Annotated in this window: 23 protein-coding genes; 3 read left to right on the plus strand and 20 right to left on the minus strand. The window is 55.4% G+C overall.

Features of this window, described 5'->3' with window-relative positions; translation table 11 throughout:
- Positions 1-2: 2 nt before the first annotated feature.
- The 9 genes from JYE50_RS08090 to ansA form a co-directional block, all read right to left on the minus strand.
- On the minus strand, positions 3-1,172 hold the full coding sequence (locus JYE50_RS08090; protein ID WP_084095047.1) for a SpoIIE family protein phosphatase: 1,170 nt from the start codon (positions 1,170-1,172) through the stop codon (positions 3-5).
- On the minus strand, positions 1,165-2,841 hold the full coding sequence (locus JYE50_RS08095) for a [Fe-Fe] hydrogenase large subunit C-terminal domain-containing protein (RefSeq protein ID WP_084095048.1): 1,677 nt from the start codon (positions 2,839-2,841) through the stop codon (positions 1,165-1,167). Before JYE50_RS08095 ends, JYE50_RS08090 begins: the two co-directional genes overlap by 8 nt.
- 60 nt (positions 2,842-2,901) lie before the next feature.
- Positions 2,902-3,264, minus strand: a complete 363-nt coding sequence (locus tag JYE50_RS08100) for an NAD(P)H-dependent oxidoreductase subunit E (RefSeq protein ID WP_494545864.1) — start codon at positions 3,262-3,264, stop codon at positions 2,902-2,904.
- Positions 3,168-3,917, minus strand: a complete 750-nt coding sequence (locus JYE50_RS08105; RefSeq protein WP_084095050.1) for a phosphotransferase family protein — start codon at positions 3,915-3,917, stop codon at positions 3,168-3,170. The genes JYE50_RS08100 and JYE50_RS08105 overlap by 97 nt, the downstream gene beginning before the upstream one ends.
- Positions 3,918-3,931: 14 nt before the next feature.
- The gene (gene adhE, locus JYE50_RS08110; RefSeq protein WP_084095051.1) at positions 3,932-6,634 is read right to left on the minus strand and encodes a bifunctional acetaldehyde-CoA/alcohol dehydrogenase; all 2,703 of its coding nucleotides are present in this window, start codon (positions 6,632-6,634) and stop codon (positions 3,932-3,934) included.
- Position 6,635: 1 nt separating this feature from the next.
- Positions 6,636-7,268, minus strand: coding sequence for a redox-sensing transcriptional repressor Rex (locus tag JYE50_RS08115; RefSeq protein ID WP_084095052.1), 633 nt, complete (start codon positions 7,266-7,268; stop codon positions 6,636-6,638).
- 254 nt (positions 7,269-7,522) lie between these two features.
- Complete coding sequence (locus tag JYE50_RS08120; RefSeq protein ID WP_084095053.1) at positions 7,523-8,449, minus strand: LysR family transcriptional regulator; 927 nt, start codon at positions 8,447-8,449, stop codon at positions 7,523-7,525.
- Between the two features lie 159 nt (positions 8,450-8,608).
- A complete protein-coding gene (locus JYE50_RS08125; RefSeq protein ID WP_084095054.1) occupies positions 8,609-9,538 on the minus strand; it encodes a C-GCAxxG-C-C family (seleno)protein in 930 nt (309 codons plus the stop codon).
- Positions 9,539-9,708: 170 nt separating this feature from the next.
- Positions 9,709-10,731, minus strand: a complete 1,023-nt coding sequence (gene ansA, locus JYE50_RS08130) for an asparaginase (protein ID WP_084095055.1) — start codon at positions 10,729-10,731, stop codon at positions 9,709-9,711.
- A gap of 224 nt (positions 10,732-10,955) precedes the next feature.
- Between ansA and JYE50_RS08135 the strand changes: the two genes are divergently transcribed.
- Both JYE50_RS08135 and JYE50_RS08140 read left to right on the plus strand, forming a co-directional pair.
- Positions 10,956-13,979, plus strand: coding sequence for an FtsX-like permease family protein (locus tag JYE50_RS08135; RefSeq protein ID WP_179138251.1), 3,024 nt, complete (start codon positions 10,956-10,958; stop codon positions 13,977-13,979).
- A 16-nt stretch (positions 13,980-13,995) separates the two neighbouring features.
- Complete coding sequence (locus tag JYE50_RS08140; protein ID WP_084095057.1) at positions 13,996-14,685, plus strand: ABC transporter ATP-binding protein; 690 nt, start codon at positions 13,996-13,998, stop codon at positions 14,683-14,685.
- A 53-nt stretch (positions 14,686-14,738) separates the two neighbouring features.
- On the opposite strand, the gene JYE50_RS08145 is transcribed toward JYE50_RS08140, so the two are convergent.
- The 11 genes from JYE50_RS08145 to JYE50_RS08195 form a co-directional block, all read right to left on the minus strand.
- On the minus strand, positions 14,739-15,533 hold the full coding sequence (locus JYE50_RS08145; protein ID WP_084095058.1) for a mechanosensitive ion channel family protein: 795 nt from the start codon (positions 15,531-15,533) through the stop codon (positions 14,739-14,741).
- Between the two features lie 126 nt (positions 15,534-15,659).
- Complete coding sequence (locus JYE50_RS08150; protein ID WP_084095059.1) at positions 15,660-16,160, minus strand: NUDIX hydrolase; 501 nt, start codon at positions 16,158-16,160, stop codon at positions 15,660-15,662.
- A gap of 24 nt (positions 16,161-16,184) precedes the next feature.
- Positions 16,185-17,234, minus strand: a complete 1,050-nt coding sequence (locus tag JYE50_RS08155; RefSeq protein ID WP_084095060.1) for a hypothetical protein — start codon at positions 17,232-17,234, stop codon at positions 16,185-16,187.
- A 123-nt stretch (positions 17,235-17,357) separates the two neighbouring features.
- Positions 17,358-17,885: a GNAT family N-acetyltransferase gene (locus tag JYE50_RS08160; protein WP_084095061.1), complete on the minus strand. Its 528-nt coding sequence runs from the start codon at positions 17,883-17,885 to the stop codon at positions 17,358-17,360.
- Positions 17,886-17,905: 20 nt separating this feature from the next.
- On the minus strand, positions 17,906-18,913 hold the full coding sequence (locus JYE50_RS08165) for a phosphotransferase (protein ID WP_084095062.1): 1,008 nt from the start codon (positions 18,911-18,913) through the stop codon (positions 17,906-17,908).
- A gap of 60 nt (positions 18,914-18,973) precedes the next feature.
- Positions 18,974-19,591: an HAD family hydrolase gene (locus JYE50_RS08170; RefSeq protein WP_084095063.1), complete on the minus strand. Its 618-nt coding sequence runs from the start codon at positions 19,589-19,591 to the stop codon at positions 18,974-18,976.
- Positions 19,592-19,627: 36 nt separating this feature from the next.
- Positions 19,628-20,032 carry an HIT family protein gene (locus JYE50_RS08175; protein WP_366212099.1) on the minus strand — a complete coding sequence of 135 codons (405 nt, stop codon included), beginning with the start codon at positions 20,030-20,032 and terminating at the stop codon, positions 19,628-19,630.
- Positions 20,033-20,135: 103 nt separating this feature from the next.
- The gene (locus JYE50_RS08180) at positions 20,136-20,906 is read right to left on the minus strand and encodes a hypothetical protein (protein WP_084095064.1); all 771 of its coding nucleotides are present in this window, start codon (positions 20,904-20,906) and stop codon (positions 20,136-20,138) included.
- Positions 20,907-21,048: 142 nt separating this feature from the next.
- The gene (locus tag JYE50_RS08185; protein ID WP_084095065.1) at positions 21,049-21,915 is read right to left on the minus strand and encodes a CPBP family intramembrane glutamic endopeptidase; all 867 of its coding nucleotides are present in this window, start codon (positions 21,913-21,915) and stop codon (positions 21,049-21,051) included.
- Between the two features lie 23 nt (positions 21,916-21,938).
- The gene (locus JYE50_RS08190) at positions 21,939-23,165 is read right to left on the minus strand and encodes an MFS transporter (protein ID WP_084095066.1); all 1,227 of its coding nucleotides are present in this window, start codon (positions 23,163-23,165) and stop codon (positions 21,939-21,941) included.
- Positions 23,166-23,177: 12 nt separating this feature from the next.
- Positions 23,178-23,768, minus strand: a complete 591-nt coding sequence (locus JYE50_RS08195) for a TetR/AcrR family transcriptional regulator (RefSeq protein WP_084095067.1) — start codon at positions 23,766-23,768, stop codon at positions 23,178-23,180.
- Between the two features lie 243 nt (positions 23,769-24,011).
- Between JYE50_RS08195 and JYE50_RS08200 the strand changes: the two genes are divergently transcribed.
- Positions 24,012-26,618: a glycoside hydrolase family 3 protein gene (locus JYE50_RS08200; RefSeq protein ID WP_084095068.1), complete on the plus strand. Its 2,607-nt coding sequence runs from the start codon at positions 24,012-24,014 to the stop codon at positions 26,616-26,618.
- Positions 26,619-26,684: the final 66 nt, after the last annotated feature.

Below are 26,684 nucleotides of genomic sequence, written 5' to 3' on the forward strand. Positions count from 1 at the left end.
CCTCAAAAATAACTGACCTTGATCCGTTTGCCCATCTTCTGCAGCGCCGCGCTCAGCTCCTGGACCAGGTTCATCTTGATGCTGAAATTGATCGGCAGGTCCGGGTTCTGATGTGCCGGGTTGATTGCCCGGCCCACGTAGAAGTTAATGTCCGTCGCTTCCTCAAACAGCAGCCGGCTGATCATGGAAGCGCCGTCCTTCCGGTTGCTCCACTCGTCATAGCAGTTGTTATCCGCGATGAAATCCTCGGCATACTGCACCACCCGGTTCACGGTGATAACGCCCTCTGTCACCAGGTCCACGCCCTCCAGCTTTGCGATGGGAGGAATGTCCCCTTCAAAGTCCAGGGAAGGCCGCAGCGGTTTGTTCAGCCACTTGGCCGCCAGGGAGGATGTGGTTCCGCCGCAGACGATATGCTTCCCTTCCTTGGCAAAGAACAGGCTCATCATCCTGTTCACGTCATCCCGGTTTCCGGGCGGACCGAAGAGCAGGTTCATGGGTACCCGCCTGCGCATCCGCACAACACAGGAGGTGGCGTCATCGCCCGGCTTCCCGCCGTACAGCCTGTCGCACTCATCCACCAGCATGGTGGAAAGCAGTTTGGCGGAATATCCGCACAGGTTCATGGCCTCCATATAGGAGATAATGTCTTCCCGTTTCCAGCCGAAGTTATAGGCAACGCCGATGCCCGCATGGGGGCAGCCGTCGCTCATGGCAATGAATACATCGTTCTCCTGCAGGCGGATCACCGAGCGGTAAATCTGCTTTCCGCCGATGGACATTTCCTGCCGGGGATAATCCCAGTTGGCGCCGTTCCGCAGCAGGATCACATGGGGATTGTCATACTGGATCACTTCCGCCGTACGGTTCTGGATGATCCTCAGGATCGTAAAGGTGGAGTATGCCACTCCCCGTACCGAGCAGACCGGCAGGGTAGCCGCGATAGTTTCCACGCATTCCTCCAGCGAAAGGCCTGCCGCCAGCATGGTGGAGATGATTTTGCTGGTGAGGGTGGAAAGGATGCTGGCCTTCACACCGCTGCCCAGGCCGTCCGCCAGCACAATGACCGTGGAGCCGTCTTCCTGTTCGGCGATGTCCACATGATCGCCGCACAGCTGTTCCCCGGCGTGGTTAATGCTTTTGAAGCCGATATCACAGCAAAGGTCATTCATTGGTAATCGACTCCTTCAGCTTGGACAGCGCTATTTTGGTTTCAGCCGCGGTCTCGCCCAGCAGGGAGGCAATCTCCTGTACAATGCGCATCTGCTTTTCCACGACCTTGTCCGCCACTTCCACCGTCTGGCGGCTGATCTCTTCCTTTTCCCTGCGGGTTTCCTCTTCCATCGTCACGTCACGCATAATGCACAGGATCATTCGGCCCTCTTCCGCGGGCACTACAGTCTGCTCCACATAGCAGCCGTACTCGGTCAGGTACACCCGCTCGTTGAAGATCCCCCGGCGTGTCTTCTGCACCTTCAGGAACGGTTCCGGATCCAGGATGCGCACCACCTGGTCGCCCAGTACCGCGCCGGCGTCGTGCAGGTGCAGCAGCTTCATCATCATGGGATTGATCTGCTGCACTTCCAGCCGGTCATTCAGCATCAGGATCCCGTTGGGGGAATTGCGGGAAATGGTGTCGGTCACATTTTCTGCCTTGTTCATCAGGAAAAGCAGGCACATGGAGATTTCCGCCTTTCCCTGGTAAATGGCAATCGCTTTTTCCCGGCAGGTGTCATATCCGCAGGATCCGCAGTTCAGCTCCTGGCTGGGTTTGAATTTGCCCATTTCCCGCAGGATTTCCGTGATCTCTGTTTCGCTGGGCATAGCCGCCCGCAGGTCGATCGGTTCAAAGAATTTGCGCATAGCCCGGTCTTCCGGCTGCCGGATGTCAAAATCCTCATTTCCCGCGAAGGATGCCACGGACAGGTAATCCTGTACCGGACTGCAGCGGTTCTTTTCCATCACCGGGCCGCCGATGCAGCTCCCCGAGCAGGCACTCATCTCAATAAAGCAATGGTGGATCCTGCCGCTTTCAATGTCCTTCAGGGCTGCGATACAGTTCTCCACCCCGTCCACAGCCAGGTAGGTATAATCCTTTGCGTCGCAGTCCATGGTCTTCAGGATGCCCCCGGTTGTGGGAAAGAAGCGTGTCCGGCTACGGTTCTCGGGCGTAACTTCCTGCCGCAGGCCGATCTTCTCCGCCCGCAGCCAGTTGGTCAGTTCCTCAAAGGTCAGCACAGCGTCCACAATTCCCTCGTAATACTCCGCCTCGTCCTTTTTGGCCAGGCAGGGGCCGATGAAAACCGTCTTCGCGTTGGGGATCCGGCTCTTGATATCCAGGCAGTGGGCCTGCATGGGCGAAACCACGTCCGCCAGGTATTTCAGTTCCCGGGGAAAGAATTTCTGGATCAGCAGGTTTACGCTGTGGCAGCAGGACGAAATGACAATATCCCGGTCATCCTGCCGCAGCATGCGGTCGTATTCCCGCTTCACCTGGGTAGCGCCGAGGGCAGTTTCCTCCGCGTCATGGAAGCCCAGCCGCTGCAGGGCTTCCCGCATGCTCCCGATCCCCACACCGGGATAGTTGGCGATAAAGGACGGCGCCAGGGAGGCCACCACAGGGTCGCCGCTCTGGATCAGCACCTTCACCTTTTCCGTTTCGTCCACAATCTCTTTGGCATTCTGCGGACAAACAACAAAACACCGGCCGCACAGGATACACTCATTGCCGATGATATGCGCCTGGTTGCCCGAAAAGCGGATGGATTTCACCGGGCAGTGCCGGATGCATTTATAGCAGTTTTTACAATTGGTTTTCTTCAGTGTCAGGCCGTGCGGCATTCGACTTCCTCCTCGCAAAAAGGCGCCGGGCGGTGACTCCCCCGCCCGGTGCCTGGTGTTTTACGCCAGCTTTGCTTTCACATGATCCCTGAAAAATTCTTTTACGTTCTCCGGTGAAACAGAGAACAATGCGCCGTCCACCGTCACGCACACTCCCTGCTGGCACTTGCCCATGCAGAAGGTGCCGCCCAGTTCGATCCTGTCCCCCAGGTCGTTTTCCGCGATCAGCGTCTGCAGCTGTTCAACCACCGGCCGAGATCCCTTGATATGGCAGGAAGAACCTATACACACTGTGATTTTCATATGCCCTATTCTCCGTTTCTTTCTTATTCGTATTCCACCACGTTGACCCAGCGGAGCAGGAATTCCCGTTCCTGTTCGTTGCCCTTCACGGACTGGCTGGCCGCCACGATCGGCATCCACTTCTGCACATACCGCCTGTCCGTATGGCTCTTTTCACAGAACAGGTCCAGGTATTTTTCCGCCCCTTCGGTATCTCCCTTCAGGCAGAAAAGCAGGTAGGTCCGGGCCGCGTCCGCCGAGGCATTGCCCTGGGTCACATGGCTCCAGTCAAGGATGTAGGGGGTTCCGTCATTTGAGATGATGATGTTGGACGGGCGGAAATCCCCGTGGCACACCTTGTTGTGTTTCGGCATACCCTCCAGCCGGGTATGAAGCTCATACCGGATGGTGGCATCCAGGTTGGCCTGGCTGATCTTGCGGTTCATCTTGTCCTTCAGCTTGTTCAGCAGCGGGCATGTCTTGCTCTGAACCTCCAGCTGCAGGTTCACCATCTGTTCAATGTACTGATCCTTCCCTTCGGGGTTTTCATGGATCAGCTGGCTCAGGGTTTTTCCGGCAATAAACTCGGACACGATGGTCCACTTTCCGTCCAGCACGGTCACTTCCAGTACCTTGGGAATGTGCAGTCCCGTTTCTTCGATCCGGGCCTGGTTCAGTGCCTCATTCAGCACGTCCGCCTTGGAGTATTCCGCGTTGAACACCTTCAGGCACCGGTCACCGTCCCGGTAGATCGTCTTGGCGTTCCGTACAGCGATCACACGATCCAGATTCATTATTTCTCCCCCTCTCACTGTTTATGTCCGGGACGATAGGCCTTCTTGGCCGGGTCATCCTCGTAGGTGGCAATGTCATATTCAGTGGGTTTGGCAGTCTCGGTGAAATGCTTTCCGCCGTAGTAGGCGTTCAGGTACATCTGCCTGATCTCGCTCATCAGCGGATACCGCGGGTTCGCGCCGGTGCACTGGTCGTCAAAGGCCTGTTCCGTCATGGCATCCAGCCGGTCCAGGAAGTCTTTCTCATCCGGTACGTAGTCCCGGATAGTCGGCTTGATCCCCACATAGGCCTTCAGGTCGTTGATCTTCCGGATCAGGGTTTCCAGCTTTTCGCTGTCCGTGCCCTCCGTAATACCCAGGGCTTCCGCCACCTCCGCGTACCGCCGCAGGGTCCGGGGATGGTCATACTGCGGGAATGTACCCATCTTGGCCGGGGTCTCCGCCGCGTTGAACCGGATCACTTCCTCGATCATCAGGGCATTGGCCACGCCGTGGGCGATATGGTGGAACGCGCCGAGCTTATGCGCCATGGAGTGGCATACGCCCAGGAAAGCGTTTGCGAAGGCCATTCCCGCCATGGTGGCGGCGTTGGCCATCTTCTCGCGGGCTTCTACATCGGTCAGGCCGTCATCGTATGCCCTGGGCAGGTAAGCAAAAATGTTCTGCAGTGCCCGGATGGCCAGGCCGTCCGTATAGTCGGTAGCCAGCATGGAGGCATAGGCTTCCAGGGCGTGCGTTACCGCGTCGATTCCGCTGGCGGCGGTCAGGCTCTTCGGGGCTGTCATGTGGAAATCCGTGTCGATGATTGCCATGTCCGGCAGCAGTTCATAGTCGGCCAGCGGATACTTCACACCGCTCCTTTCATCCGTGATCACGGCGAAAGGCGTCACTTCGCTTCCGGTTCCCGCCGAGGTGGGTACCGCGACAAAATAGGCCTTTTCGCCCATCTTCGGGAAGGTGTAGACCCGCTTGCGGATATCCATGAAGCGCATCGCCATGTCCATAAAATCGACCTCGGGATGCTCATACAGCACCCACATGATCTTGGCCGCGTCCATGGCGCTTCCGCCGCCCAGGGCGATGATCACATCCGGCTCAAACAGCCGCATCTGCTCCGCGCCGGCCTTGGCGCAGGCCAGTGTGGGATCGGGAGCCACATCAAAGAAGGTGGCGTGCCGGATTCCCATCTCATCCAGCTTGTCGGTGATCGGCTTTGTGTTCCCGTTGTGGTAGAGGAAACTGTCTGTCACCACGAAGGCCTTTTTCTTCCCCATCACAGACTTCAGTTCACCCAGGGCCACCGGCAGGCAGCCCTTCTTGATGTAGATCTTCTCGGGAGTGCGGAACCAGAGCATGTTTTCCCTTCTTTCCGTCACGGTTTTGATGTTCAGCAGGTGCTTAACGCCCACGTTTTCTGAAACGGAGTTTCCGCCCCAGCTTCCGCATCCCAGCGTCAGGGAGGGCGTCAGCCTGAAGTTGTACAGGTCGCCGATACCGCCCTGGGAGGAGGGCTCGTTCACCACAATACGGCAGGTCTTCATCCGGGCCGCGAAAGCATCCAGCACCTCCTGCTTTTTCTGCGTATTGATGTACAGGGAAGCGGTGTGTCCGTATCCGCCGTCCGCGATCAGCTTTTCAGCTTTCGCGAACGCGTCCTCCAGATCCGCCGCGCGGTACATAGCCAGTACGGGAGACAGCTTCTCATGGGCGAACTCTTCGGTGATCTCCACGGATTCCACTTCACCGATCAGCACCTTCGTGCCTTCCGGAACTGTTACCCCTGCCAGCTTTGCGATGTTATAGGCGCTCTGTCCCACGATCTTTGCGTTCAGCGCCCCGTTGATCAGGATGGTTTTCCGGACCCTGTCCAGGTCATTTCCCTTCAGGAACCAGCATCCCCGGGAAGCGAATTCTGCCTTCACGCTGTCATAGATGCTGTCCGCAACGATCACGCTCTGCTCGGAAGCGCAGATCATACCGTTATCAAACGTCTTGGAATGGATGATGCTGTTCACCGCCAGCAGGATGTCCGCGCTTTCGTCGATCACAGCAGGCACGTTACCGGCCCCTACACCCAGCGCGGGTTTGCCGCTGGAGTAGGCCGCCTTCACCATGCCGGGGCCGCCGGTGGCCAGGATAATGTCCGCCTCTTTCATCAGGGTGTTGGTCATCTCCAGGCTGGGCACGTCGATCCAGGCAATGATCCCTTCCGGCGCGCCGGCTTTCACCGCTGCCTCCAGGACCACCTTTGCGGCTTCGATCGTGGCTTTCTTTGCCCGGGGATGGGGGCTGATGATAATGCCGTTGCGGGTCTTCAGGCAGATCAGGGATTTGAAGATGGCCGTGGAAGTCGGATTGGTGGTCGGAATCACAGCCGCCACCACGCCGATGGGCTCCGCGATCTTCTTCATGCCGCCGGCCTTGTCTTCCTCGATCACGCCGCAGGTTTTGGTATCCCGGTAAGCGTTGTAGATGTACTCACTGGCGTAGTGGTTTTTGATCACCTTGTCCTCCACCACACCCATGCCTGTTTCCTCAACAGCCAGCTTCGCCAGCGGGATCCGGGCCTGGTTGGCCGCGGTGGCGGCAGCCAGGAAGATCTTGTCCACCTGTTCCTGGGTGTAGGAAGCGTACAGGCGCTGTGCCTCCCGCACCCGGGCAATGGCAGCTTCCAGCGTTTCCGGACTGTCGGTCGTTTCGTAGGGTTTGTGATCCATGTCAATCCTCCTCCGTTGTTTGATCAGCCATACTTGCCGCTATTTTCAGGCAGGCAAGGGATAACGCGATATTTTCATGCTTCACCGTCACCGCCGCGGGTACGCGGATCGGTGCGGAAGCGAAACTGAGAATCGCCGTGATGCCGCTGTTCACCATCTGGTCCGCAACCTCCTGGGCTGCCACAGCAGGCACGGTCAGGATGCCGATGTGAACGTCATGTTCCCTGCACCAGCCCGGCATCTGTTCCATGGTGAGTACCGGCTTCTTTTCATGGAACGCGTCGGAGGGACAGGCATCGAACGCTGCCGCGATTTCCAGGCCGTATTCCCGGAATCCGTCATAGGCCATCAGCGCCCTGCCCAGTTTGCCCGCGCCGACGACCACCGCCGGAACCGTCTGCTTCATTCCAAGCACCGCTTCCAGGTCGTTCAGCAGCCGTTCGGTCGGATAACCGATCTTTGGCATCCCTGCCGGGCATACGCTGGCCAGGTCCTTGCGCACCTGAACCTCACCCAGTCCCAGGTGCCGTGCCACGGTCGCTGATGAAACCATCTCCGTCTTCACCGTGCGGATAAACTGCAGGTATAACGGCAGTCTTCCGATCGTCGCCTTGGAAATCGTACCGTTTCGCATGGCGCTTCCCTCCTTGCCGCGCCGTATTATAAAAGATATATGCCTCCAGCGGAATTACCAAAACCGTATATGGGTTATATACATATCGATAACGTCATATCGATATATCGATATAAAACAAAAAAACGCACCCTCCGGTGCGGTTTTCTCCTCTTCGGTTGTATGGTGTATAAGAATAAAGAGCAGAAGGATTGAAGCTATATATACCTCCTACCTCCTACCTTCATAATTCATAATGCATTATGAATTATGCATTATTCGTCAAACTCGCAGTTTCTCTTCGACAGCGTCAGCTCCGTAATGAACTGCTTGTCCAGTGCCGTCAGGTGGTAATTCTTCCTGCGGATGAGAACGTCCCGGTACAGCTTCTGGTTATCCACACATCTTCTCTGCACCAGGTGAAGGTTCTTCAGCAGGCGTTCCGGGATCGGGGACACCCACATAAAGGTCTGCGGGTTTTCCGCAAGCAGGTCCATCTGGCTTCCCCGTTCAAACACATAGATCCTCCGGGGGATATTGGGAAGTTCCTCGTTTTTGACCACCGACAGCGGCATGGACGGAACATAGGGATCCGCGTGGGCTATCTGGATATAATCCGAAAGGTCCTTCATCCGGATCGTTTCCATTTTGGCCAGTGGGCTGTCCTCATGCATGATCAGGCAGTAGGTGAATTCCATGATCAGTTCTCCTGTCAGGTCCTTGTCCTCCAGCATCTCCCGGAAATACTTATCATGTTTGGAGGCATAGCGGAGGATGCCCAGGTTATAACCCACTTCCAGGATGTTTTTAACAGCCTGCAGCACATTGGTTTCCTGGTAAAAAATCTCCGCGTCCGCTTTGCCCAGCGAACGGGAAAAATGGGCAAACGCGTCGGAGATGTAACTTGCCCGCGGCGCGGAAATGGAAAAGCGCTGCTGTGCCGGCCGGTCGGATTTATACAGGTTTTCCATGTCATCCACCTGTTCGAGGATCTTCCTGGCCCGGCCGATAAACTCTTCTCCTTCCGGAGTCAGGATCATGCCATGGGCGCTGCGCTGGAAGATGGTGATCCCCAGGTCGGCTTCCAGTTCCTTGATCACCCGGCTCAGGTTGGGCTGGGCTACATGGATCTCCTCTGCCGCCTTGTTGATGGACCCGTTGTCCGCGATGCTGACAGCGTATTTCAGGTGCAGAATGTTCAAGCTTTCATCTCCCTTGGTCTGAACACAAAAAGAATGCCCGAAAAACCATATCGGACATGTCTATTATAACACAACGGACAGTTCCTGTCAGCGCCGCCGGAACGGAACAAAGCCGGAGGCCTGTCTGAAAGGTCTCCGGCAAAGATGGAATCCATGTTATTACTTCTGAATCTGCGAAAGGGCGTCGTTCACCGCGGCAATCAGCGCTTCACTGGTTTTGGTCGCTCCGGTTACCGTGTCGATCTCCGTGGAATTGGCCGCGATGATCGCGTCGGGGATCGCCGCGAAAGCCGGATCGCTGACACCGGCGGTTTCATTGTGGCTCAGCACTTCGATCTTCGCAATCTTGTCCCCGTCCATGGTGACCTTAACCTTCACCTCGCCGCCGATCTCGCTGACGCCGGTACCGATGTATTCATTGGCAGCCAGCGCTTCCTCCGCGGGAGCTGCTTCTTCGGGTTCAGCTTCCTCGTACCCGTACAGGACGTTCAGCAGGCTGATGGCCTTAACCGCCACCTCAGCGGTTACGGACGCGCAGCGCGCCTTACGTTCCGGGTCAGCCATCTTGTATCCGGTGGCTGCCATATAGGTACCCACGGAATCAACGCAGTTGATGGAATGGGCCACAGTGGTGATGGATTCATATTCCGGCTGGTACTGCGGGAAGCTGTGCTCCCGGTACCATGCGAAAAGCTGATCCCTTACAGCAGCCGCGTCCTGCGGCTGGCACACCAGGCCGATAAACATCAGGGCGCCCGCCAGGGAACCGCACAGCGTCCCTGCGCCGAAGCCGCCGCCCATCAGGGCGCATACCCGGCCCGGAACCATCTCATTATAGGGATAGCCGGTCACTTCGCTCATGATATCGATGATGCCGCCAAAGCATCCTCCGCCGCAGCCGCCATATTCAAAGAACTTTTCATAGCAGCGTTTCAGCAGTTCATCCTTGTCCAGCGGTACATACTTCCAGGGCCATACAGGGGTTTCCGCTCCCTCCGCCATCACAGGCATCGGCAGGCTGCTGACAGCAACCGCACCCAGGGCGGCTTTTCCAGCGGTACGCAAAAAATCCCGGCGGTTCATGTCCATTTTTCATTCTCCTTTTCTGTTTTTCAGTCTGTATGTACATTTCAGACATCTGTTTCCATTGTACGGAAAGGTGTCCGCCCTGTCAACAGCATCCCTGCTCCATCATGCGCCGTCAAACAAAAAAAGCTTCCGGTCTTTTTACCGTAAGCTTTTCTGTCCGGATCCGCGGGTCATGATACCGTCATTTCCCCCCGCAGGCTCTGTTCCATTCTCAGGCGGATCGCCCGTTCATCCATTCCGCAGCTGAAAAGGTAATACAGCTTGGCAACGGCCGCCTCCGTGGTGATGTCATATCCGCTGACCGCGCCCGCGTTCCGCAGCGCTTCAGAGGTCTCATATGCGCCCAGGGCAACAGTACCGTGGGGACACTGGGAACAGACAATAATGATCGTTCCGTTCTCACTGGCCTTGCGGATAATCGGCAGCAGCGCGTCCGCCGACCCGGGTATGTTGCCTGCGCCGAAGGTTTCGATCACGATTCCCTTCAGCCGCTCTGTCATGATGGAATCAAACAGTTCAAACTGAATTCCCGGGAAAACCTTGATAACCCCGATGGGCACGCTCTTCAGGCTCTGCAGGGAAAAAGGCTCCTTCCGAGCCGGAAGCAGGGCAGGCGTGTTGTACCGGATCTCGATTCCCACCTCCGCCAGGGGCTGGAAGTTGGGGGATTCAAAAGCGATCAGGTCATCCGCGGAGTATTTGATGGACCGGTTCCCCCGCAGCAGCTTCCCGCCGAAATACAGGCACACCTCATGCACCCGGTCATCCGCCGCCACCTGCATGGCGGTGATCAGGTTGTCGCGGGCATCGTTCCGAATCTCACACAGGGGAATCTGGGAGCCGGTCAGGATCACCGGCTTATTGTTGTTCTGCAGGGTAAAGGAAAGTGCGGAAGCCGTATAGGCCATTGTATCCGTTCCATGCAGGATCACAAAGCCGTCAAACCGGTCATAGTTCCCGGCGATCATGCTCCCGATGGTGTTCCATTCCCGTACGGTAATGTTGGAGGAATCCAGCAGCGGGTCCATATCCGCCACTTCCCACTCCGGCATGCCCTCCGCCTTCAGCTCCGGGATCGCGTCCAGCAGCTGATGAAACTTTTCCTTTTGCGGGGCATAGCCATGCCTGGTCTTCATCATGCCGATGGTTCCGCCTGTATATATAATCAGTATTTTTTTCCGTTCCTGTTTCATGATTCCCTCCGGGGTATGATCGTTTCTGCCTGTAAAATTTTTTCCGGTCGCCGTCCGACCGGAAACCGCCGCGATGAACGCGGCCGTTCAGGCACAAGGCATTATACCATCATTCATGGCAAAAAACAGCCATGCTGTCCCCTTCTGCGGCAAATTGACTTGAGGCTGGCATATGTGATATGGTTTTTTTCAGATTCCAGTCTGTCTTTTCAGGACGGTGTATTATGTTTATTCGTAACGGAATTAAATCCAATCTGCGGGCAAAGGGCCGTACGGCACTGTTCTCGCTTCTGATCTTTTTTCTGACAGCCACCGTAATCCTTTCGCTCAGCGTACTGTTGTACTGCAACAACGTACTGGATGCCTGCGGCAGGGCCTATCGTTCCATTGCTCTGGTGGAGTATATGGGTTCAGAATATCCCGGTGAGGATGTTCCGGACGCTGCTGCCCGCGCCGCGGCGGAAGAACTGACGGATGAGGCTGTTCTCTCTGTTCCCGGTGTCACCGCATGGACCCGTGGTAATACCGCTTTCGCTTCTGTTGAAGGCTATGAGCGCCGCGCCGGAACCATGCCCTACGGCGGCCGCGGGGTCATCGTTGTCAGCCGCGTGTCCGCTCCGCTCAGTCTGGCTGATCCCTACGCTTCCATCAGTGATCAGGAGGACATGGAAGAACAGCCCGTCTACTATACCGCCACGATGAAAACAGCCCTCTATGCCCGGAGCGGCAAGGAGGGAACCTATATCGACCTTCTGGCCGGTACCAGCGGTTTTATCCCGGAGAAGGGAAAGAGCTATATCCTCAACGGTTCTTTCATAAGCACAGCCAGCACCGCCCGGCAGGCGGGTAAATATCCGACGAACGGCTATGTCATTTTCCGTGTCGAATCCTTCCTCGATTCGGACGATCTGCCGTATCTGGAATATGATGGTGAAAGTGAGATTCCGGAAGTTTTCCTCCGTGCCGCGGATCAGTACCGGATCATGAATAATTTCGTCCATGTCGTGCCCTGCCGCGATGTGAACGATGTCTATGTGTTCCAGCAGAATGAACTCCATCTGGCCGAAGGCTCCATGCCGGATCCCGGGGTTCCTTTCTCCTGCGTGATCTCCAATGACCTGGCACAGCGCCTGGAACTGACTCCCGGCGATGTCATTTCACTGGATGAACTCCGGGGAACGAAGGAAGACCGGTATTATCTCAAACCCGCGGGCAGCGCACAGACCTTCACGGTCAGCGGTATTGCCGCAGCCGGTTCAACCGGTTTCGGAACTGTCTGGGTGATCTCAGAAGACGCAGATACGCCGCTCTTCGGCTATCTGCTCGGTACAGTCTCACTCCGCAACGATATGGCGGAAACTGCAACAGAGGCGTTGCAGGCCCTTGTACCGGAACAGGTACGGGTAACCCTGCTGGACCAGGGATACAGTGATGCCGTAAAACCCTTCCATTCTGTCCGGAAAACAGCGGTAGATATACTGCTTGTCTGTTCGGCGGGCGTAGCGGCAGTCCTGCTCCTGTTCGCGTTCCTGTTTGTCGGCAGGCAGAGCAGTACGGTCAGGATCATGGTTTCCCTGGGAACGCCGGGCGGGAAGATCGCCCTGTGGTTCCTGTCAGGCGCCCTGTTCATCTGCGGCGCCGCCGTTGTTTCGGCTGTTATCCTGGGCACAGCCCTGCGCCCCGCGTTATTCCGGGCTATCGCTGATGCTGCTGCCGCTGCCCGGACCGGAAATGGTCCCCTGTGGTTCAGCGAGACCGTCCTGGGCATCGTGAAGCAGGATACCTTCGATCCGCAGGTTCCGCTTTGGCCCAATCTTCTGGCGGCTTTGGGCATTATGCTCCTCACGGTGATCTTCTGCCTGTTGTTCCTTCGCCTGGCCCGCCAGGGCTGGACGCGCAAGCGCGGTAAATCCAGAGTCCGCGTACCGCGCGGACGAACTTCCGTACGGCATCGGAACGGTCTGCGTTTCGCGTTGCTCTCCATCCGCAGGGGTGGTCTCAGGTCGCTGGTTGTACCGCTGGTTTCGCTGGTTCTGACGATAACCGTCCTTGTTCTGGGCGGGGTATATCAGGGATGGCAGAACGAGCTGGATTACGCGCTGGATAATACACATATCGACGGAATGGTCGTCAGCCTGGACGGACGTTATTATTCCGGTCTGGCCCTGTCCGTGAGCGATGTCCGGACCCTGATGGCCGCAAAGGGCGTGGACAGCGTTTCATTGTCCTGCGGTTACCATTACTGGCTGCCGGAGGATGCGCCGGACTTTGCGCAGAATGCGTTCGGCCGCGAGCATCGTATGGAGTGGATTTCTGCGCAGCCTGAACTGGTGTCCCTGAATGCCCTTGAAGCAGCCCGTGAATTCTATTACCGGGATCCTGCCGTCACCTGGCTCGAAGGCTGGAATGAATCCATGCTCACGGAAACAGAGGTTACCCCCCTGCTCTATCGGTATGATGAAGTCGTAGATGAACGGCCGATCCCTGTCGTTTGCAGCACCTCTTTCCTGGATGAGCATGGATTGACCCTTGGCAGCACTTTCAGCCCCATGGTGCAGGTAGCGATCGATTATTTTTCCATGGAAGTCCCTGTAGTCCTTCATGTTGTCGGAAGCTATGTTCAGCATGAAGGAAAAGCCAGCATCTTCGCGCCCTTGTCCTGCTATATCCCGCTTTCACTGCTCACAGGCAGCAATGATCCTTCCGTCCGCGGCAATCAGACACTCTTCACTTTCCGTACCTGCCGGTTCCGCCTGGCCTCAGCCCGCGAACTGGAAACTATCCGAAAACATCTGCGGAGCACGAGCTTCAGTGCCGTGAACCGTCCTGCCGCAATTCGTATGGCGCTTCTCCTGCGGGATGCCGCTTTCCTGAAATTCAGGGAAGGGATGGAGCACAACATTACCATGGGCCGGATCATGTCGGCGATCCTTTCCCTGATGATCATACTGCTTGGATTTATCATTTCCTGGCTTATGACCTTCTCCCGCCAGCGCGAATTCGCGCTGATGCGCGGCTTCGGCACAAAGAAGCGGCAGGTGTTCGCCTCATTCTTCCTGGAGCAGGCGATCCTCTGTCTTGTGGGTTGCCTTGTCGGCTGTGCGGCGCTCTTCTGGCTGTATGCGGGCGGGATCACCCAGCCCCTGGCCGCCGCGGCCTATCTCATCTGTTATCTGCTGGGAACAGCTGTTTCTATATTGATCATCAGGAAAACCAATCTCATGGAACTCCTGGCCGTCCGTGATTGATGAAGGGAGAATCACTATGAATGTCATTGAACTGCGTGATGTCAAATATGTCTACCAGTCCCAGTATCAGCGTGTGGAGGCCCTGCGCGGCATCTCCTATGCTTTTGAGCCGGGAAAAATATATGCGATCATGGGCAGCTCCGGAGGCGGTAAGACAACCCTGCTCTCCCTCATGGCAGGGCTGGATGTGCCCACCGAGGGAAGTATCCTGTGCCATGGCGTTTCCACGGCGGACATAGACCTGGAACAGTACCGCCGGGAGCGCGTAGCGGTGATCTATCAGGACTTCCGTCTGTTTCCCCTGCTCACCGTGGCTGAGAATGTGATGTATCCCATGGAACTGCGCGGCATGAAACCCGCCGCGGCCAAAAAACGCGCGGCCGAGCTCATCAGGAAGGTTGGCCTTCCCGAAACAGTTCTGGATCGTTTCCCCGCCATGCTCTCCGGCGGTGAGCAGCAGCGTGTGGCCGTGGCCCGCGGCCTGGGAATGGAGACAAAAGTCCTGCTGGCTGACGAACCCACGGGCAACCTGGACTCCAAAAATACCGAGAATCTTTTCAACATCCTGAAGGACCTGGCTCACGAGGACGGTTACTGCGTGGTTGTTGTGACGCATGATGAAGAGCTGGGAAAGCGCACAGATGAAACGCTCAGGATTCATGACGGTGAGCTGATGCCGGTTCATACCGGCGCCGGTGATCAGTAAATCAAAAAAGAGTTCCTGATTTCTCAGGAACTCCTTTTTTATGCGCGATCTGGTCAGGACTTGACATGCACGTCCATCTGGGGGAACGGGATGGAGATGCCGGCAGCGTCCAGTGCCCGTTTCCCCTGGTCCAGCAGGCGGAAATTCACCGGCCAGTAATCCGCGGTTTTAACCCATACCCGCACCGTAAAGTCCAGGCTGCTGTCCGCGCACTCTGCCAGGGCGATCATCGGGGCCGGCTCCTTCAGGATGGCGTTTTCCTTTGCCACCAGGTCGTTCAGCACCTTATACACCTGGTCCATATCACTGCTGTAATCCACGGAGAAGGTCAGGTCAAGCCGACGGGTTCCTTCCCGGGAGAAGTTGACAATAGTGGTGTTGGTCAGGGAGCCGTTGGGCAGGCAGAGCTGCTTGTTATCCACGGTAATAAGCTCCGTATAGTAGGCTCCCACGGTTTTCACAGTTCCTTCGCTGTCGCCGATCTTCACATACTCCCCGGCCCGGATGGGGCGGAGGATCAGCAGGATCAGACCGCCCAGCAGATTGCCGACGGCACCCTGCAGTGCAAGGCCGATAGCCACGCCACCGGAAGCCAGCAGCGTCAGAACGGAGGTCATGGGAATGCCCATGATACTCACGGCGGTCATAACCACGATCACGGAAAGGACGATCTTCACCAGGTTCTGCAGGAAGCCCCGCAGCGTCGGTTCAATCGCATGGAATTTCTTGTTGTGCTTGAGAATATTGCCGATCCAGTGAACCAGCAGGAATCCGATCGCAAGCACCGCGATACCGCCGAGAAGATTCACCCCTGCTTCCTTGAGGTAATCCAGGAAACTCTTTTCCATGTTTCTGTTCCTTTCTGCCTGTATGCAATTATATAATCCGTTCCTGAAACAGGTTTATTATAGCATCGGGACAGCCAAATGAACAGAAAAAAGAGCTCCTGCCTGCAGGAGCCCCGGATAAACCGTTCACACATATTCTTCCTTGCTGCTTTCCCCGGTAATACCGTACTGCCGGTATATCACCTCTTTGGCTTTCATGACCTGCGCACGGCCCGTGTCTCCCCAGTTCAGGAGCTCCGCCGCCCGCTCCGGGGAAACCATATACCGGTCATAGGTCTCCCCGTTGTCCGGATCCGGCTTTTTCTCTCCGATCCTTCTGATCAGCGCCGCCATCCGTACCTGGGCATACGGCGGTGTTCCGTCTCCCTCGTCCACAAGCTGATATCCGATGTATACCGGCGTCTCAATCTCGGTATTGACTTCCTCCAGCAGTTCCCTGCGGCAGGTGGCTTCAATGCCGTCGTCAAATGGTTCGGGGCGTCCGCCGCCAAGGGAATACCGGATCCCGCCCGCAGTTTTTTCCAGGCGCAGCATCACCCGGCCCTCCCGGTCCAGGATAATCCCGTAAACCTGCGTAATCCTCATTCCTTCCGGAACCCTGTCCCCGACCCATTCAAACCTTGCCATGCGGATACCTCCCGCTTTCCTGTATTACTTCCATCTGTAAACCGTATCGATCGTCTTTTCATCCTTCATCCGGATCACGAAATTGCCCTGGATCATTTTTCGTTCACCGTTTTCAAGATACATCAGGAAGTAGGTTGAAGTAAGATAACCGTTGTAGAACCTGGCATTATAGATATTCACCGTGACAAGCTCCCGCGGGCCGGTCAGTACCACTTCATTGGCCGCCACGGCAGTTTCCACGATCCTTTTTGATTCTGCCGTATAGGAAGCCACAGCGTCTGCCATCTGCCGGCGTTCCTCTTCGGTTCCGGCATCCACTTCGCTGACGGGCTCCATCCCGTCAAGTGTCTGCATAATCACCGGCCGGTTCGCGGGCCCGTAGTTGTATCCGCCCGCGCTGATCATCGTGTTGATCAGCAGCGCGCCGGTATAGTAACCGGAGATCCTGATGGGAAAGAAGCATTCCGGCATAAGCATGGTTCTGCGCATATCCTCAGTCAGCTGATCCGCCTTCCGGGCGTCCAGCTGCCGGAGAACCTGCCATTCCACATAGTTGGCGCTTCCCTCGATTTCCTCTCCGCGGCATTCATACCCGAATTCATAGGGGAACCGTTCCGACCGGTATTTCCTGCAGGCAAGGAGTTCACGGTATTTCTCCCGATCAAATCCTTCCAGCAGTTCCAGGAGAAGCTTGTTCTCCCGAAGCTTGATGCTCAGGTTCTCCTCGCGGTAGCGGTAGTTGAAAAGTGCCTCCGTTTCCTTCGGCCAGCAGTCCCAGCCCTGTTTCTCCTGAAAGCCATGGAACATTTCATGAATGATCTTGGAGGTAAAGACGCTGATCTCCATTTCCTCCATCACATTCCAGATGGCGATGATCTCGCCCTGGTACTCTATCGCTGTATTGGCGCAGAAATCATCTGTCTTCTCAATATAGCGTCCGTCGAAATAGCATTCCGTATCGTTGTACAGTGCGAACTTCAGGGGAGTAAAGCCTTCCCACAGCCTGGCAAAATCCACCTTGGCAATGGACTCCTTCAGCTGGTTATATTTTTCTTCCAGGTTCATATTCATCATTTTGGTATCTCTCCTTTTCAGCTTTTTCTGCAGTTCCAGGCGGGTTCAGAGGTTTCAGTTCCTCTTCCCGGTTCAGGTTATATCATTGCAGTTAAGTGCAAGGTCAATACCATTTTTATATTTTTATTTCCATTCCTGGCTCAGGATCCGCATCATCACAAAATCGCTGTACTCGTTGTTCCAGTAATAAGCCTCTTCCAGGATGCCTTCCTGCTTGAAACCGATCCTCCGGTAGAATGCCAGCGCGTCCGTGTTCAGTCCCACCACGCCGATGGAGACACGGTGCATTTCATACTTTTTGAAAGCCATATCCAGTATGATCCGTATGGCTTCCGTCCCATATCCCTTATGCTGCATCTCCGGATCGGGAATGATGATTGTCAGATCCGTCTGATGCCAGGCCGGAAACATCCGGAGCAGCCCGGTCTCGCCGATGATGTTGCCGTCCAGGTCCGTAATGGTATACCAGACAGAGTCTTCTCTTTTGTGGCTGACTGTGATGGTCTTTCTGATTTCTTCTTCGCTGGCGGGCTTTTCAAAGCCGCACTGGAACATAACCTGCGGCTGGTTGAACCAATAGGTAAAGTACGGAGCGTCTTCCTCCCGCTGTTCGCGCAGGATGACCTTCTCTCCCCTGATTTCCTGATTCATCCTGTTTCACAATCCTTCCTTTACTCCATATATTCCCTGAAATCGATCGGATCGGTAAGCATGCGCTCAGTTTCATCAAGGAATGCCCTGACAGCTTTGTAATCATTCCCGAGATCTTTCATGTCCTCCACCCGGGTATACCACAGCGGCATCAGGCAGCGGTATAGCATCTGCACTGTATCCTTTTCGAAGTCCGAGAAATGATAGTATTCGGCGGAGGCTTTCAGCGCCTCGCATATATAACCGTCATCGCGGCATTCCCGGATAAGGTAATTGAGGAATACTTCCCTGCCGCAGAGGTTGAAATCATAGATCCCGACAAACTTTCCCGCATCATCAATAAGAACGTTGGAAAAGTTAAGATCTGCCTGCAGCACTGTGGTTGGAAACTGTTTATAGACCTTTTCAAGCGCCGCCCGGTTATCCGTCCACAGCTGCCATATTCTTTCCACCTGCTCCCTGAACTCTTCGGGCAGGGTGTCCGCGTATTTTTTCCATTCCAGGGCGTTTCCCAGCACCTCATCCGTTTCATCGCTGGGACAGAATTTTTCAAACAGGCAGTAAGCGGACGGATACTCCGAATAATCAAAGTATTGGGCCGCCATCTTTGCCGTCATCTGCCAGATATCCCGCAGGTAGGTTTTATACAGTTTTCCTTCATGCTCGCCCTCGTTCTCCGCAAAACGATCTTCTGCAGACCGGTAAGGCGCGTATTCCTCCACATAAGCCGTGCACTTGTGGCCCTCATAATCAACCCTGGGGAAACTGCCGGATTTATCCGCGATGATCCTCGGGCAGTAATACCCCAGCTTGCGGTATTCCTCAACCGTTCTCTGCCAGATCGTGATCCTCTCCGGAAGCGTAAAATCATTATCCGCCAGCTTCAGCACATACTTGCTGCCGGACTCCGTTTCAACGATGACGGCAGTTCTGAAATCTTCATCGCCATGGCTGGTGTCAAGCAGGCGAACCTCTTTCGGTACTTCATCGGAAAACAGTGCAAATATCTTTATGATATCATCATTCATACTCTTTTTCTCCTGTGTTTCACAGCTTTTCTGATCAGAAGCTGCGCTTTTTTGTCTGTGTCACAGGTCAAATACTCCCGGCACATCTGAAATGCTGTCCACCGTATACTCAGGCTTGTGCCTGATCAGGGTAACATCCCCGCGGGCAAACGATCCCTGTTTCACCCAGACCGTATGCATTCCCAGTCCTGCGGCAGGCTCAATATCATTATCCAGTCTGTCGCCGACCATGAATGCTTCATCCGGCATACAGCCGGCTTCCCGGAGGGCAAGTCTGAAGATTTCCGGATCAGGCTTATCAAGCCCCGCCTCAGCAGAAGCGATGATCACGTCAAAGAAATGATGGATTCCGTATGCTTTCAGCCGTTCTTCAGTTCCCGGGTTTTGATTGGCAATGATCCCCAGGTGATACCGCGGTTTCAGTTTTTCCAGTGTCTCCGCCGCGCCGTTATAGAGCCGCTCCAGCTGCTGCGGCCATTTGATGGTTTCAAGGCCGAATTCTTTGGCGGCATCCTTGTAGGGAAGCTTGTTCTGTGAGGCCAGCTCCGCCATCCGGCGTTCCAGGGTTTCCCTGTCAGGCGCGCCTGGCTGTGTCAGCAGTTGGCAGATCCTGTACTCGATACACTTGCTCTCATCGATCAGTGTTGATCCAAGATCGAAAAAGATATATCTGATCATGCTTCCCTTTCCTTCACACCGGCTTCCGGAATGAATTTACTGCATTTTGATGCTGTTAAATACCGTTTCCGCGTCCTGCTTTGCTCCGTCAAAATGCGGCCAGGCATCAATCCCGTCCCCGGTTTTCCGCGGGATGATATGGATATGGAAATGCGGTACGGACTGGCCCGCGCTTTCATCGCTGGCGTTCAGCAGGTTCACCCCGTTATACCCGCATTTTTCCGTCAGGTGATTGGAGATCTTTTTCACGGTCCGCATCAGCTGCGCCAGGGTTTCCTCATCGCAGTCCAGGATATTCTTCCTGTGGGCTTTGGGAACAACCAGGATATGCCCGTCCACATCCTGCGCCACGTCCATGAACGCGTATGTCCATTCATCCTCAAAGATCTTCCTGGACGGGATCTCCCCGCTGATGATTTTGCAGAATATACAGTCTGACATATAGATTGCCTCCCCATCGTGATATTTTCTCTTCCGCCGCTTTAGGCAAAAGTATATCATTTCCTTCCGCGGTACAGCAAGCGGCAATTCGTCCGTGCTTCCCTTACTGTTCAGGGAGGAAAAAGCTTTTGCTTCCTCCCCCGCTGTTCATCTTTGCGAAAAACAGGCGGATCAGGGCCAGTTCCTCCGGCTCAGCGCAGATATCATCCAGCGTAAAGCTGTAAACGGAGCCGTCCCGGAATTCGAATCCGGCGGACCATATTCCGCCGTTGATTTCAAACGGCTTCCGGAACCATGCCCTGTTCAGGGAGGAAACAACAGCTTCAATCTCCTCGTTTGTGACGTCATAGATCTCAATATACTTCGCTGTCGGAAGATCCGTACCGACCACCTGGCATACATCCAGCATATCGATTCCGCTGAAACAGATCTTCCGGTTTTCCATGTCCAGCATTCCGGAGATTTTGCAGAAAAACCCGTCTTCCGCACATTCAGCCCGGAAATCGATTCTTTTCAGGTTTTCAAAACCCGGCAGTTTGCCCTGCATCCTTTTACCGATGATGACGTCGTACGCGCTCTCTTTGTAATGGTGTTCTGTCCTGTGCAGCTCCAGCTGCTTCTGTCCCCACTTCAGGTTCCTCAAAAGTCCCCGGGAATCACTCCCGAACTCCCGCTGCACCTCGTCCCGTGTCCACCACAGCGCCTCTGCCACTTCCTCAACAGCAACTCCCTCCAGGTCTTCATCGCTGAAGCCGTATACTTCCTGTATCCATTCCCTGGTCACTTCAGTCCGAAGGGTTTCCGCCGCAGCGATCCCGCTGCAGACCGGGCACATCAGCATCACTGCCGCCAGCAGGCTCATAATCTTCTTCATTCAGCAATTCCTCCGTTTTCCTTACTTCGTTCTGTTTGACGTACGGCACCGCCGTGAAGTTCCCGGAATCCCGAAGGCGCCTAAACTGAAAAAAAGCTCCCGGTCGCACGGGAGCTCTTTTGTATGGGAGGATTACCCCGAATCATGCCTTTTGTACCTGCAGTGTGTCCAGCAGTCTTCCGACATGTTTCGTTCCAAAGAACATTTCCTTGTTCGCCAGCACAATAATGGCCGCGGCGATGGTCACTACGACCGTTTCCACGCACTTGGTCTCAGGCGTCATGGCGATCTTTTCCTGCATGAAGTTGACCGTCAGGTGGAATATCATGCAGGCCAGGATGGACCGGTCGCTCGCAAGGTAAACCCAGGTAATGATGAATCCGAGCGGGATCCCGCTTACAAAGAAGTTGATCACATAAACAGGATTCACCATCAGTCCGGCCTGGTATGTTCCCTTGATGAAGAGCAGCGGGAAATGCCAGAAAGACCACAGGACGCCGAAGATCATGGATTCCCAGAACCAGTTCATATAATTGCCGATGGAATCCTCGCAGTATCCCTTCCAGCCGACCTCCTCAATGATCGACGCCACGGTCACCGTGATCAGGGCGCTGCCGATCCCGACGCCGGTAAAGGAAAAGTCCTCTGTCAGGGAAAACTGCTTCAGGGACTGGCCGAAAGGCAGGGACAGCAGGATCGACACGGCCACGATTCCCGCGAATACCAGGATCGCCAGGAGCACGTTCTGCCATTTCACCTTATAGAATCCGATAATCTTGTTCTTCAGGTCCTGTTTCAGCGCGTCGGAGCCTGAAACCAGGACAAACACGGTCGACACAACAGCCGGTGCGATCAGGCCGATCATCATGAAGCCAGCTCCCAGGTTTTCCGATACAAAGATTGCGGGAAGCCAGAAGATCCATGTGAAGAGATACGCCAGGGCAAAGAACAGGACAGGCCTGTACCGGTAGGAATCATTGGGTGCCTTGATTGCGTTGTCCGCCATCATATTCTTTCTCTCTTTCTTTATCTTTATTGTTCAAGTTTCCGGATATTTTTCGGGATCAGGATCGCTGCCGCCGTGGCCGCCATGCAGATCCCGGCAATCATAATCACCAGTGCCGCGCCCCTGCCAACGCCGCGTTCTCCGATTTGTCCAAGGGTATCTGCCGCCGTACCGGCCAGGGCATAAGCCACAACATAGCCAAGCTGTGAAATAAAGCCGATCAGTCCCCATGCCCTGCCCTGCGCATCCTCCGGGATGTTCGTCCGCATCAGGTAGTCCAGGCAGTTGTTGGCCAGCGGCAGCGTCATGAAGAACAGGAATCCGAAAAGGCAGATCGGGATAATGCTCTCAAACAGGCCAAACCCCAGCATGAACAGTCCCGCCGCGATAAAGGTCAGGCCGAGGATCCGGACATAATGCCCCTTCAGCCCTTTGACGCCCAGGAGAACACCGCTCACAAGCATACCGCAGGCGCAGATCGTTTCCGCGATTCCCAGGGTTTTTGCGTCAGCAAAGGAAAGGATCAGCGGCTCCGCCAGGATCTGGAATACGCCCATGAACAGCGTGATCGCTGAAGAGATCGCCACAAGGATCAGTATCCCCCTGTTCGCACGCAGCACACGCCAGCCCGCCTTCATGCTCTGCAGGAAACTGTCTTTCTTTTCCGCTGCCTTGCTTCCGATTCCCTTTCGTACCACCGCGGTGCTGACCACGGTCAGGAAAAACGTGCATATATCGATGATAAGCAGGAGTTTGATATCGCTGATCGTGAGCAGGAATCCGGCGATCACCGGGGAAAACAAATACCGCGCGCTGCCTGCCAGGGAGACCAGTCCGCTTGCCCTGGAATACTCTTCCCGGGTCAGCAGGTCCGTAATGGTTGCCCGGAAGGAAGGCTCCAGTAAGGCAGAAAAAAAGGAGCTGATAAAAACCCCTGTACAGATTTGGGACAGTGTCGCTCCCCCACTCATCATACAGAGCAGGATATACAGGATTCCGACAGCCGAGCATCCGTCTCCGATCATCATCAGGAGCCTTCTGTCGTACCGGTCTGCCAGGACGCCTGCCGGCACAGACAGGAGCAGTGTCGGCAGGAAGCCCAGCAGGGTAACCGCCGCCATGCTCGCGGCGCTGCCTGTCTGCCGGAAGATATAAACGCCGAGACCGAAGCTGGTCAGTCCGCCGCCGATGGATGAGATCAGTTCCCCAGACCACAGAAGCAGGAATTTACGGAAGTTTTTGCCCGTCTTCATTTAGCCCGCTCCTTATCTGATCAGTTCCCTGATGAAGCCCATTGTTCCGCTTTCCGCGCCCAGGAGCTTCTCCGTCATATCGATAAAGACTTCAATATCCCGTTCGGTAAAGCAGCCTTCGTCAAAGGTACTGCTGCTGATCACCAGCAGCATCCGGACCCGTTCGGCAATATTGTCGCAGGCAAATATTCCCTGTCCGATCCCTTCCTCAACCACTTTGGAAAGCAGCGGGACTGCCATTTCCACAATCTTTTTCCGGATTTTCTCATGCATCACGATGTTTTCCGGCTGCATCAGGGCGCCTTCGATCGGTCTTTCCTCCTGCGTTGGACGCAGTGAGGAGATCATTCCGATGATCTTCTGCGGTACCGGGATTTCCGCCTGCAGGATCCGGCCGGCCGCTTCCATCTCCTGGTCGATCATCATCCCGATCACTTCCTCGAGCATCTGCTCCTTGGTCTCAAAGTAGTAATAGTATGTCCCCTTGGCTATGTCTGCCTCTTCGATGATCTCATCCACACTGGTGTTCTCATATCCCCGGGAAATGAACATCCTGTATGCGATCTGAAGCAGTTCCTGTTTTCTTCTTTCGCCCTTTTTCATACTCACCCTCCTTGTTTTCGACCATCGGTCGGTTTTTAGTGTAATGAGCCGTTCTGCATTTGTCAAGCTAATTTTCGACTTTTAGTCGATTTTTTATCTGTCATTAATCACATTCTAAGAAGGCAGGGGGTGCCTCTCCGTTTTCTGCAGCAGAGCACTTCAGGGCATATCGCATATTGACCTCAAGTGAACTCTAAGGTTTATGATATATAAAACAATTGACGAAAGAAAAGAGGACGCCGTATGGACAGGAATACACCTTTGTACGATACATCCCTTTCAAACGAAGCCCGTGCAAAATGGCTCGTTTCCCAAATGACCGTTGAGGAAAAGTTCAGCTGGTTCTCCCTGCGTGTCCGGAACGACCGTCTCGGGATCATCGCCTCCACCTGCGGCGGCGAGGGTGCCCATGGTGTCCAGGCCCGCGCCGGGCAGGGAGAGCTGTACCCGCCGACGCCAACAACCTCCTTTACCCAGCCGATCGGTATGGCTGCAACCTTTGACCGGGATCTGATCCGCAAAGCCGGCGATGTGACCGGAAAGGAATCCCGCGCCTTCGGAAATGCCGTCGGCAAGGGCGGTCACGGGCGCCTGGCGCCCACTGTCGATCTTTGCCGTGATCCTCGCTGGGGCCGGAATGAGGAAGGCTACGGCGAAGATCCGTACCTGACCGGCAAGATGGCCTCCGCCTACATCGCCGGCATGCAGGATGAGCACAATTACGATGGCACACCCCTTGCCCCCGGTGCACGGGGAGACCGTGTCCGGACCGCCGCTGTGCTGAAGCATTTCTATGCCAACAACCAGGAATACCGGCGCGCATATGACAGCTTTGACATCAGCGACAAGGTCAAATATGACTATGAACTGGAATCTTTCCGCTACTGCGCTCAGGAAGGCCATGCGGAAGGCGTCATGACCTCCTATAATGAGATCAACCATCTGCCCGCCATGCTGAACCATGAGGTTCAGGACATCCTGAAAGATCAGTGGGGTATTCAGTATGCCATGACGGACGGCGGTGATTTCCTGCAGACCGTGAACTTCCATCATTATTTTGAATCCCATGCGGAAACCCTGGCTGAAGGTGTAAAGGCCGGCGTGGACGCCATGCTGGATAATCCGGTCGAAGTCGTCAAAGCGGCAAAAGAGGCTTATGAGCGCGGGCTGATCACGGAAGCGGAAATGGACAAGTCCATTACCTGCACCGTTGTGGAGCTTATCCGCCAGGGCACCTTCGATCCGGAGGATCCCTATGCCGAACTGGATATGGCAGATGTCGGAACAGATGAGGCAAAGCGGATCTCCCTGGAAATGAGCAAGGCCTCCAACGTCCTGCTGAAGAACGAAAACGGCTTCCTGCCCTTCTCAAAAGAGGACGATATCGCTCTCATCGGCTTTGTGGGAAACAACTGGTATATGGACTGGTACGCCGGAAAACCGACGTACAGCGTAACGCTGAAGGCCGGTCTGGAAAAGAAAATGCACCGGACGATCCCCTATGAGAGCGGACAGACCCTTTTCCGCTTCAAAGCCGGAAACAAATATATCGGTGCCAGCCGTCCGGCGCGGATTCCGTGGGGAACGCCCGATCCCGGCCCTGCTGAACTGGTATTGGTGGATAAAGCGGAAGATGCTCTCGTCTTTGAACAGCTGAACTGGGGCTGCGGAAGCAATTTCCTCTACGCTCCCGAATTCAGGAAGTATGCGACCGTAGGGCCGGACGGAAAGATCAGCCTGGCCTCCGATGAACCGTTCACCTTTACGGTCATGGAAAACTTCACAATCGGTAAGGCGGATGCGGTCCGCACGCCGTGTCCGCGAAACGCGAACTGTGTAGAGCTGACCGAATACTGGAATGACGAAGCGTGTGACGTGAAGCTTTACTGCTTTGGCAACCGGAACGTCTACCTGGAAAGCGGAAAGCTGAAGACGGATCCCCTGGTCCGGCGCAAACCCGAAAGCAATACCAAGGAAGGCGGCAATGTTCTGGAAGCCTGGGCCGGTTCCGAAAAGGAAGCGACGGCGCTCACCGTGGAGATCGTCTCAGACGGCATCGCCCGCGCGAAGGAACTGGCCAAAAAGGCGAAAAAGGTCATTGTTGCCCTGGGCTGCAACCCGGTCATGAACGCAAAGGAAGAAATCGACCGCAGCACGATTGAGATGATCCCTCTGCAGGAGAAGCTCCTGGAAGCGGTGTATGAGACAAACCCGAATGTCGCGGTCGTCCTGATCACAAACTATCCCTATGCCGTCAACTGGATGCAGGAACATGTGCCCGCTATCCTGATGAACGCCACCGGCTCCCAGGATCTTGGCAACGGCCTGGCTTCCGCCATCTTCGGGGAAGCAAACCCGGCCGGACGTCTCCCGATGACCTGGTATAGAAGCGACGCGGACCTGCCGCCGATGGAGGACTATGACCTGATCAACCATCCCCGGACCTACCGGTACTTTGATAAGCCGGTACTGTATCCCTTCGGCTACGGCCTGAGCTATTCCGCCTTCAGCTACAGCGGCCTGAAAGTTGAAAAACAGAACGGCGGCCTGCGTGTCTCCGTGAATGTGAAGAACACCGGCGCCGTAACCGGCGATGAGGTAGCCCAGCTGTATATCCGGCGCGTATCGCCCTCCAAAACGGTGCATCCGCTGCGCCGGCTCATCGGCTTTGAACGGCTTCACAGCCTCATCCCCGGGCAGAGTGCGGAAGCCGTCTTCACCGTTAATCCCTGCGACCTGGAGATCTATATGGAGGATGCTGGGAAGAAGGTTATTGAGCCCGGACAATACCTGGTTTATGCCGGCGGCTCCTGCCTCGATGAGCGGATCGCCGCGGAAATAGAACTGTAATGTAAGACAGGCGGCATTTTCGGAGACAGGGATTCAGTTCCCTGTCTCCTTTTTCTGTGCCGAAAC

The sequence above is a fragment of the Aristaeella lactis genome, assembly GCF_018118585.1.
In the GTDB taxonomy this organism is placed as follows: Bacteria; Bacillota; Clostridia; order Christensenellales; family Aristaeellaceae; genus Aristaeella; species Aristaeella lactis.

Coding starts and splice junctions, on each gene's coding strand:
- JYE50_RS08140 (WP_084095057.1), top strand. CDS start 13,996: ATGAATGTCATTGAACTGCGTGATGTCAAATATGTCTACCAGTCCCAG.
- JYE50_RS08180 (WP_084095064.1), bottom strand. CDS start 20,906: ATGAAGAAGATTATGAGCCTGCTGGCGGCAGTGATGCTGATGTGCCCG.
- JYE50_RS08135 (WP_179138251.1), top strand. CDS start 10,956: ATGTTTATTCGTAACGGAATTAAATCCAATCTGCGGGCAAAGGGCCGT.
- JYE50_RS08165 (WP_084095062.1), bottom strand. CDS start 18,913: ATGAATGATGATATCATAAAGATATTTGCACTGTTTTCCGATGAAGTA.
- JYE50_RS08195 (WP_084095067.1), bottom strand. CDS start 23,768: ATGAAAAAGGGCGAAAGAAGAAAACAGGAACTGCTTCAGATCGCATAC.
- ansA (WP_084095055.1), bottom strand. CDS start 10,731: ATGAAACAGGAACGGAAAAAAATACTGATTATATATACAGGCGGAACC.
- JYE50_RS08095 (WP_084095048.1), bottom strand. CDS start 2,841: ATGCCGCACGGCCTGACACTGAAGAAAACCAATTGTAAAAACTGCTAT.
- JYE50_RS08115 (WP_084095052.1), bottom strand. CDS start 7,268: ATGCGAAACGGTACGATTTCCAAGGCGACGATCGGAAGACTGCCGTTA.
- JYE50_RS08125 (WP_084095054.1), bottom strand. CDS start 9,538: ATGGACATGAACCGCCGGGATTTTTTGCGTACCGCTGGAAAAGCCGCC.
- JYE50_RS08145 (WP_084095058.1), bottom strand. CDS start 15,533: ATGGAAAAGAGTTTCCTGGATTACCTCAAGGAAGCAGGGGTGAATCTT.
- JYE50_RS08090 (WP_084095047.1), bottom strand. CDS start 1,172: ATGAATGACCTTTGCTGTGATATCGGCTTCAAAAGCATTAACCACGCC.
- JYE50_RS08175 (WP_366212099.1), bottom strand. CDS start 20,032: ATGTCAGACTGTATATTCTGCAAAATCATCAGCGGGGAGATCCCGTCC.
- JYE50_RS08150 (WP_084095059.1), bottom strand. CDS start 16,160: ATGGCAAGGTTTGAATGGGTCGGGGACAGGGTTCCGGAAGGAATGAGG.
- JYE50_RS08160 (WP_084095061.1), bottom strand. CDS start 17,885: ATGAATCAGGAAATCAGGGGAGAGAAGGTCATCCTGCGCGAACAGCGG.
- JYE50_RS08170 (WP_084095063.1), bottom strand. CDS start 19,591: ATGATCAGATATATCTTTTTCGATCTTGGATCAACACTGATCGATGAG.
- JYE50_RS08155 (WP_084095060.1), bottom strand. CDS start 17,234: ATGATGAATATGAACCTGGAAGAAAAATATAACCAGCTGAAGGAGTCC.
- adhE (WP_084095051.1), bottom strand. CDS start 6,634: ATGGATCACAAACCCTACGAAACGACCGACAGTCCGGAAACGCTGGAA.
- JYE50_RS08105 (WP_084095050.1), bottom strand. CDS start 3,917: ATGAATCTGGATCGTGTGATCGCTGTACGGAACGCCAAGACGATCTAC.
- JYE50_RS08185 (WP_084095065.1), bottom strand. CDS start 21,915: ATGATGGCGGACAACGCAATCAAGGCACCCAATGATTCCTACCGGTAC.
- JYE50_RS08200 (WP_084095068.1), top strand. CDS start 24,012: ATGGACAGGAATACACCTTTGTACGATACATCCCTTTCAAACGAAGCC.
- JYE50_RS08190 (WP_084095066.1), bottom strand. CDS start 23,165: ATGAAGACGGGCAAAAACTTCCGTAAATTCCTGCTTCTGTGGTCTGGG.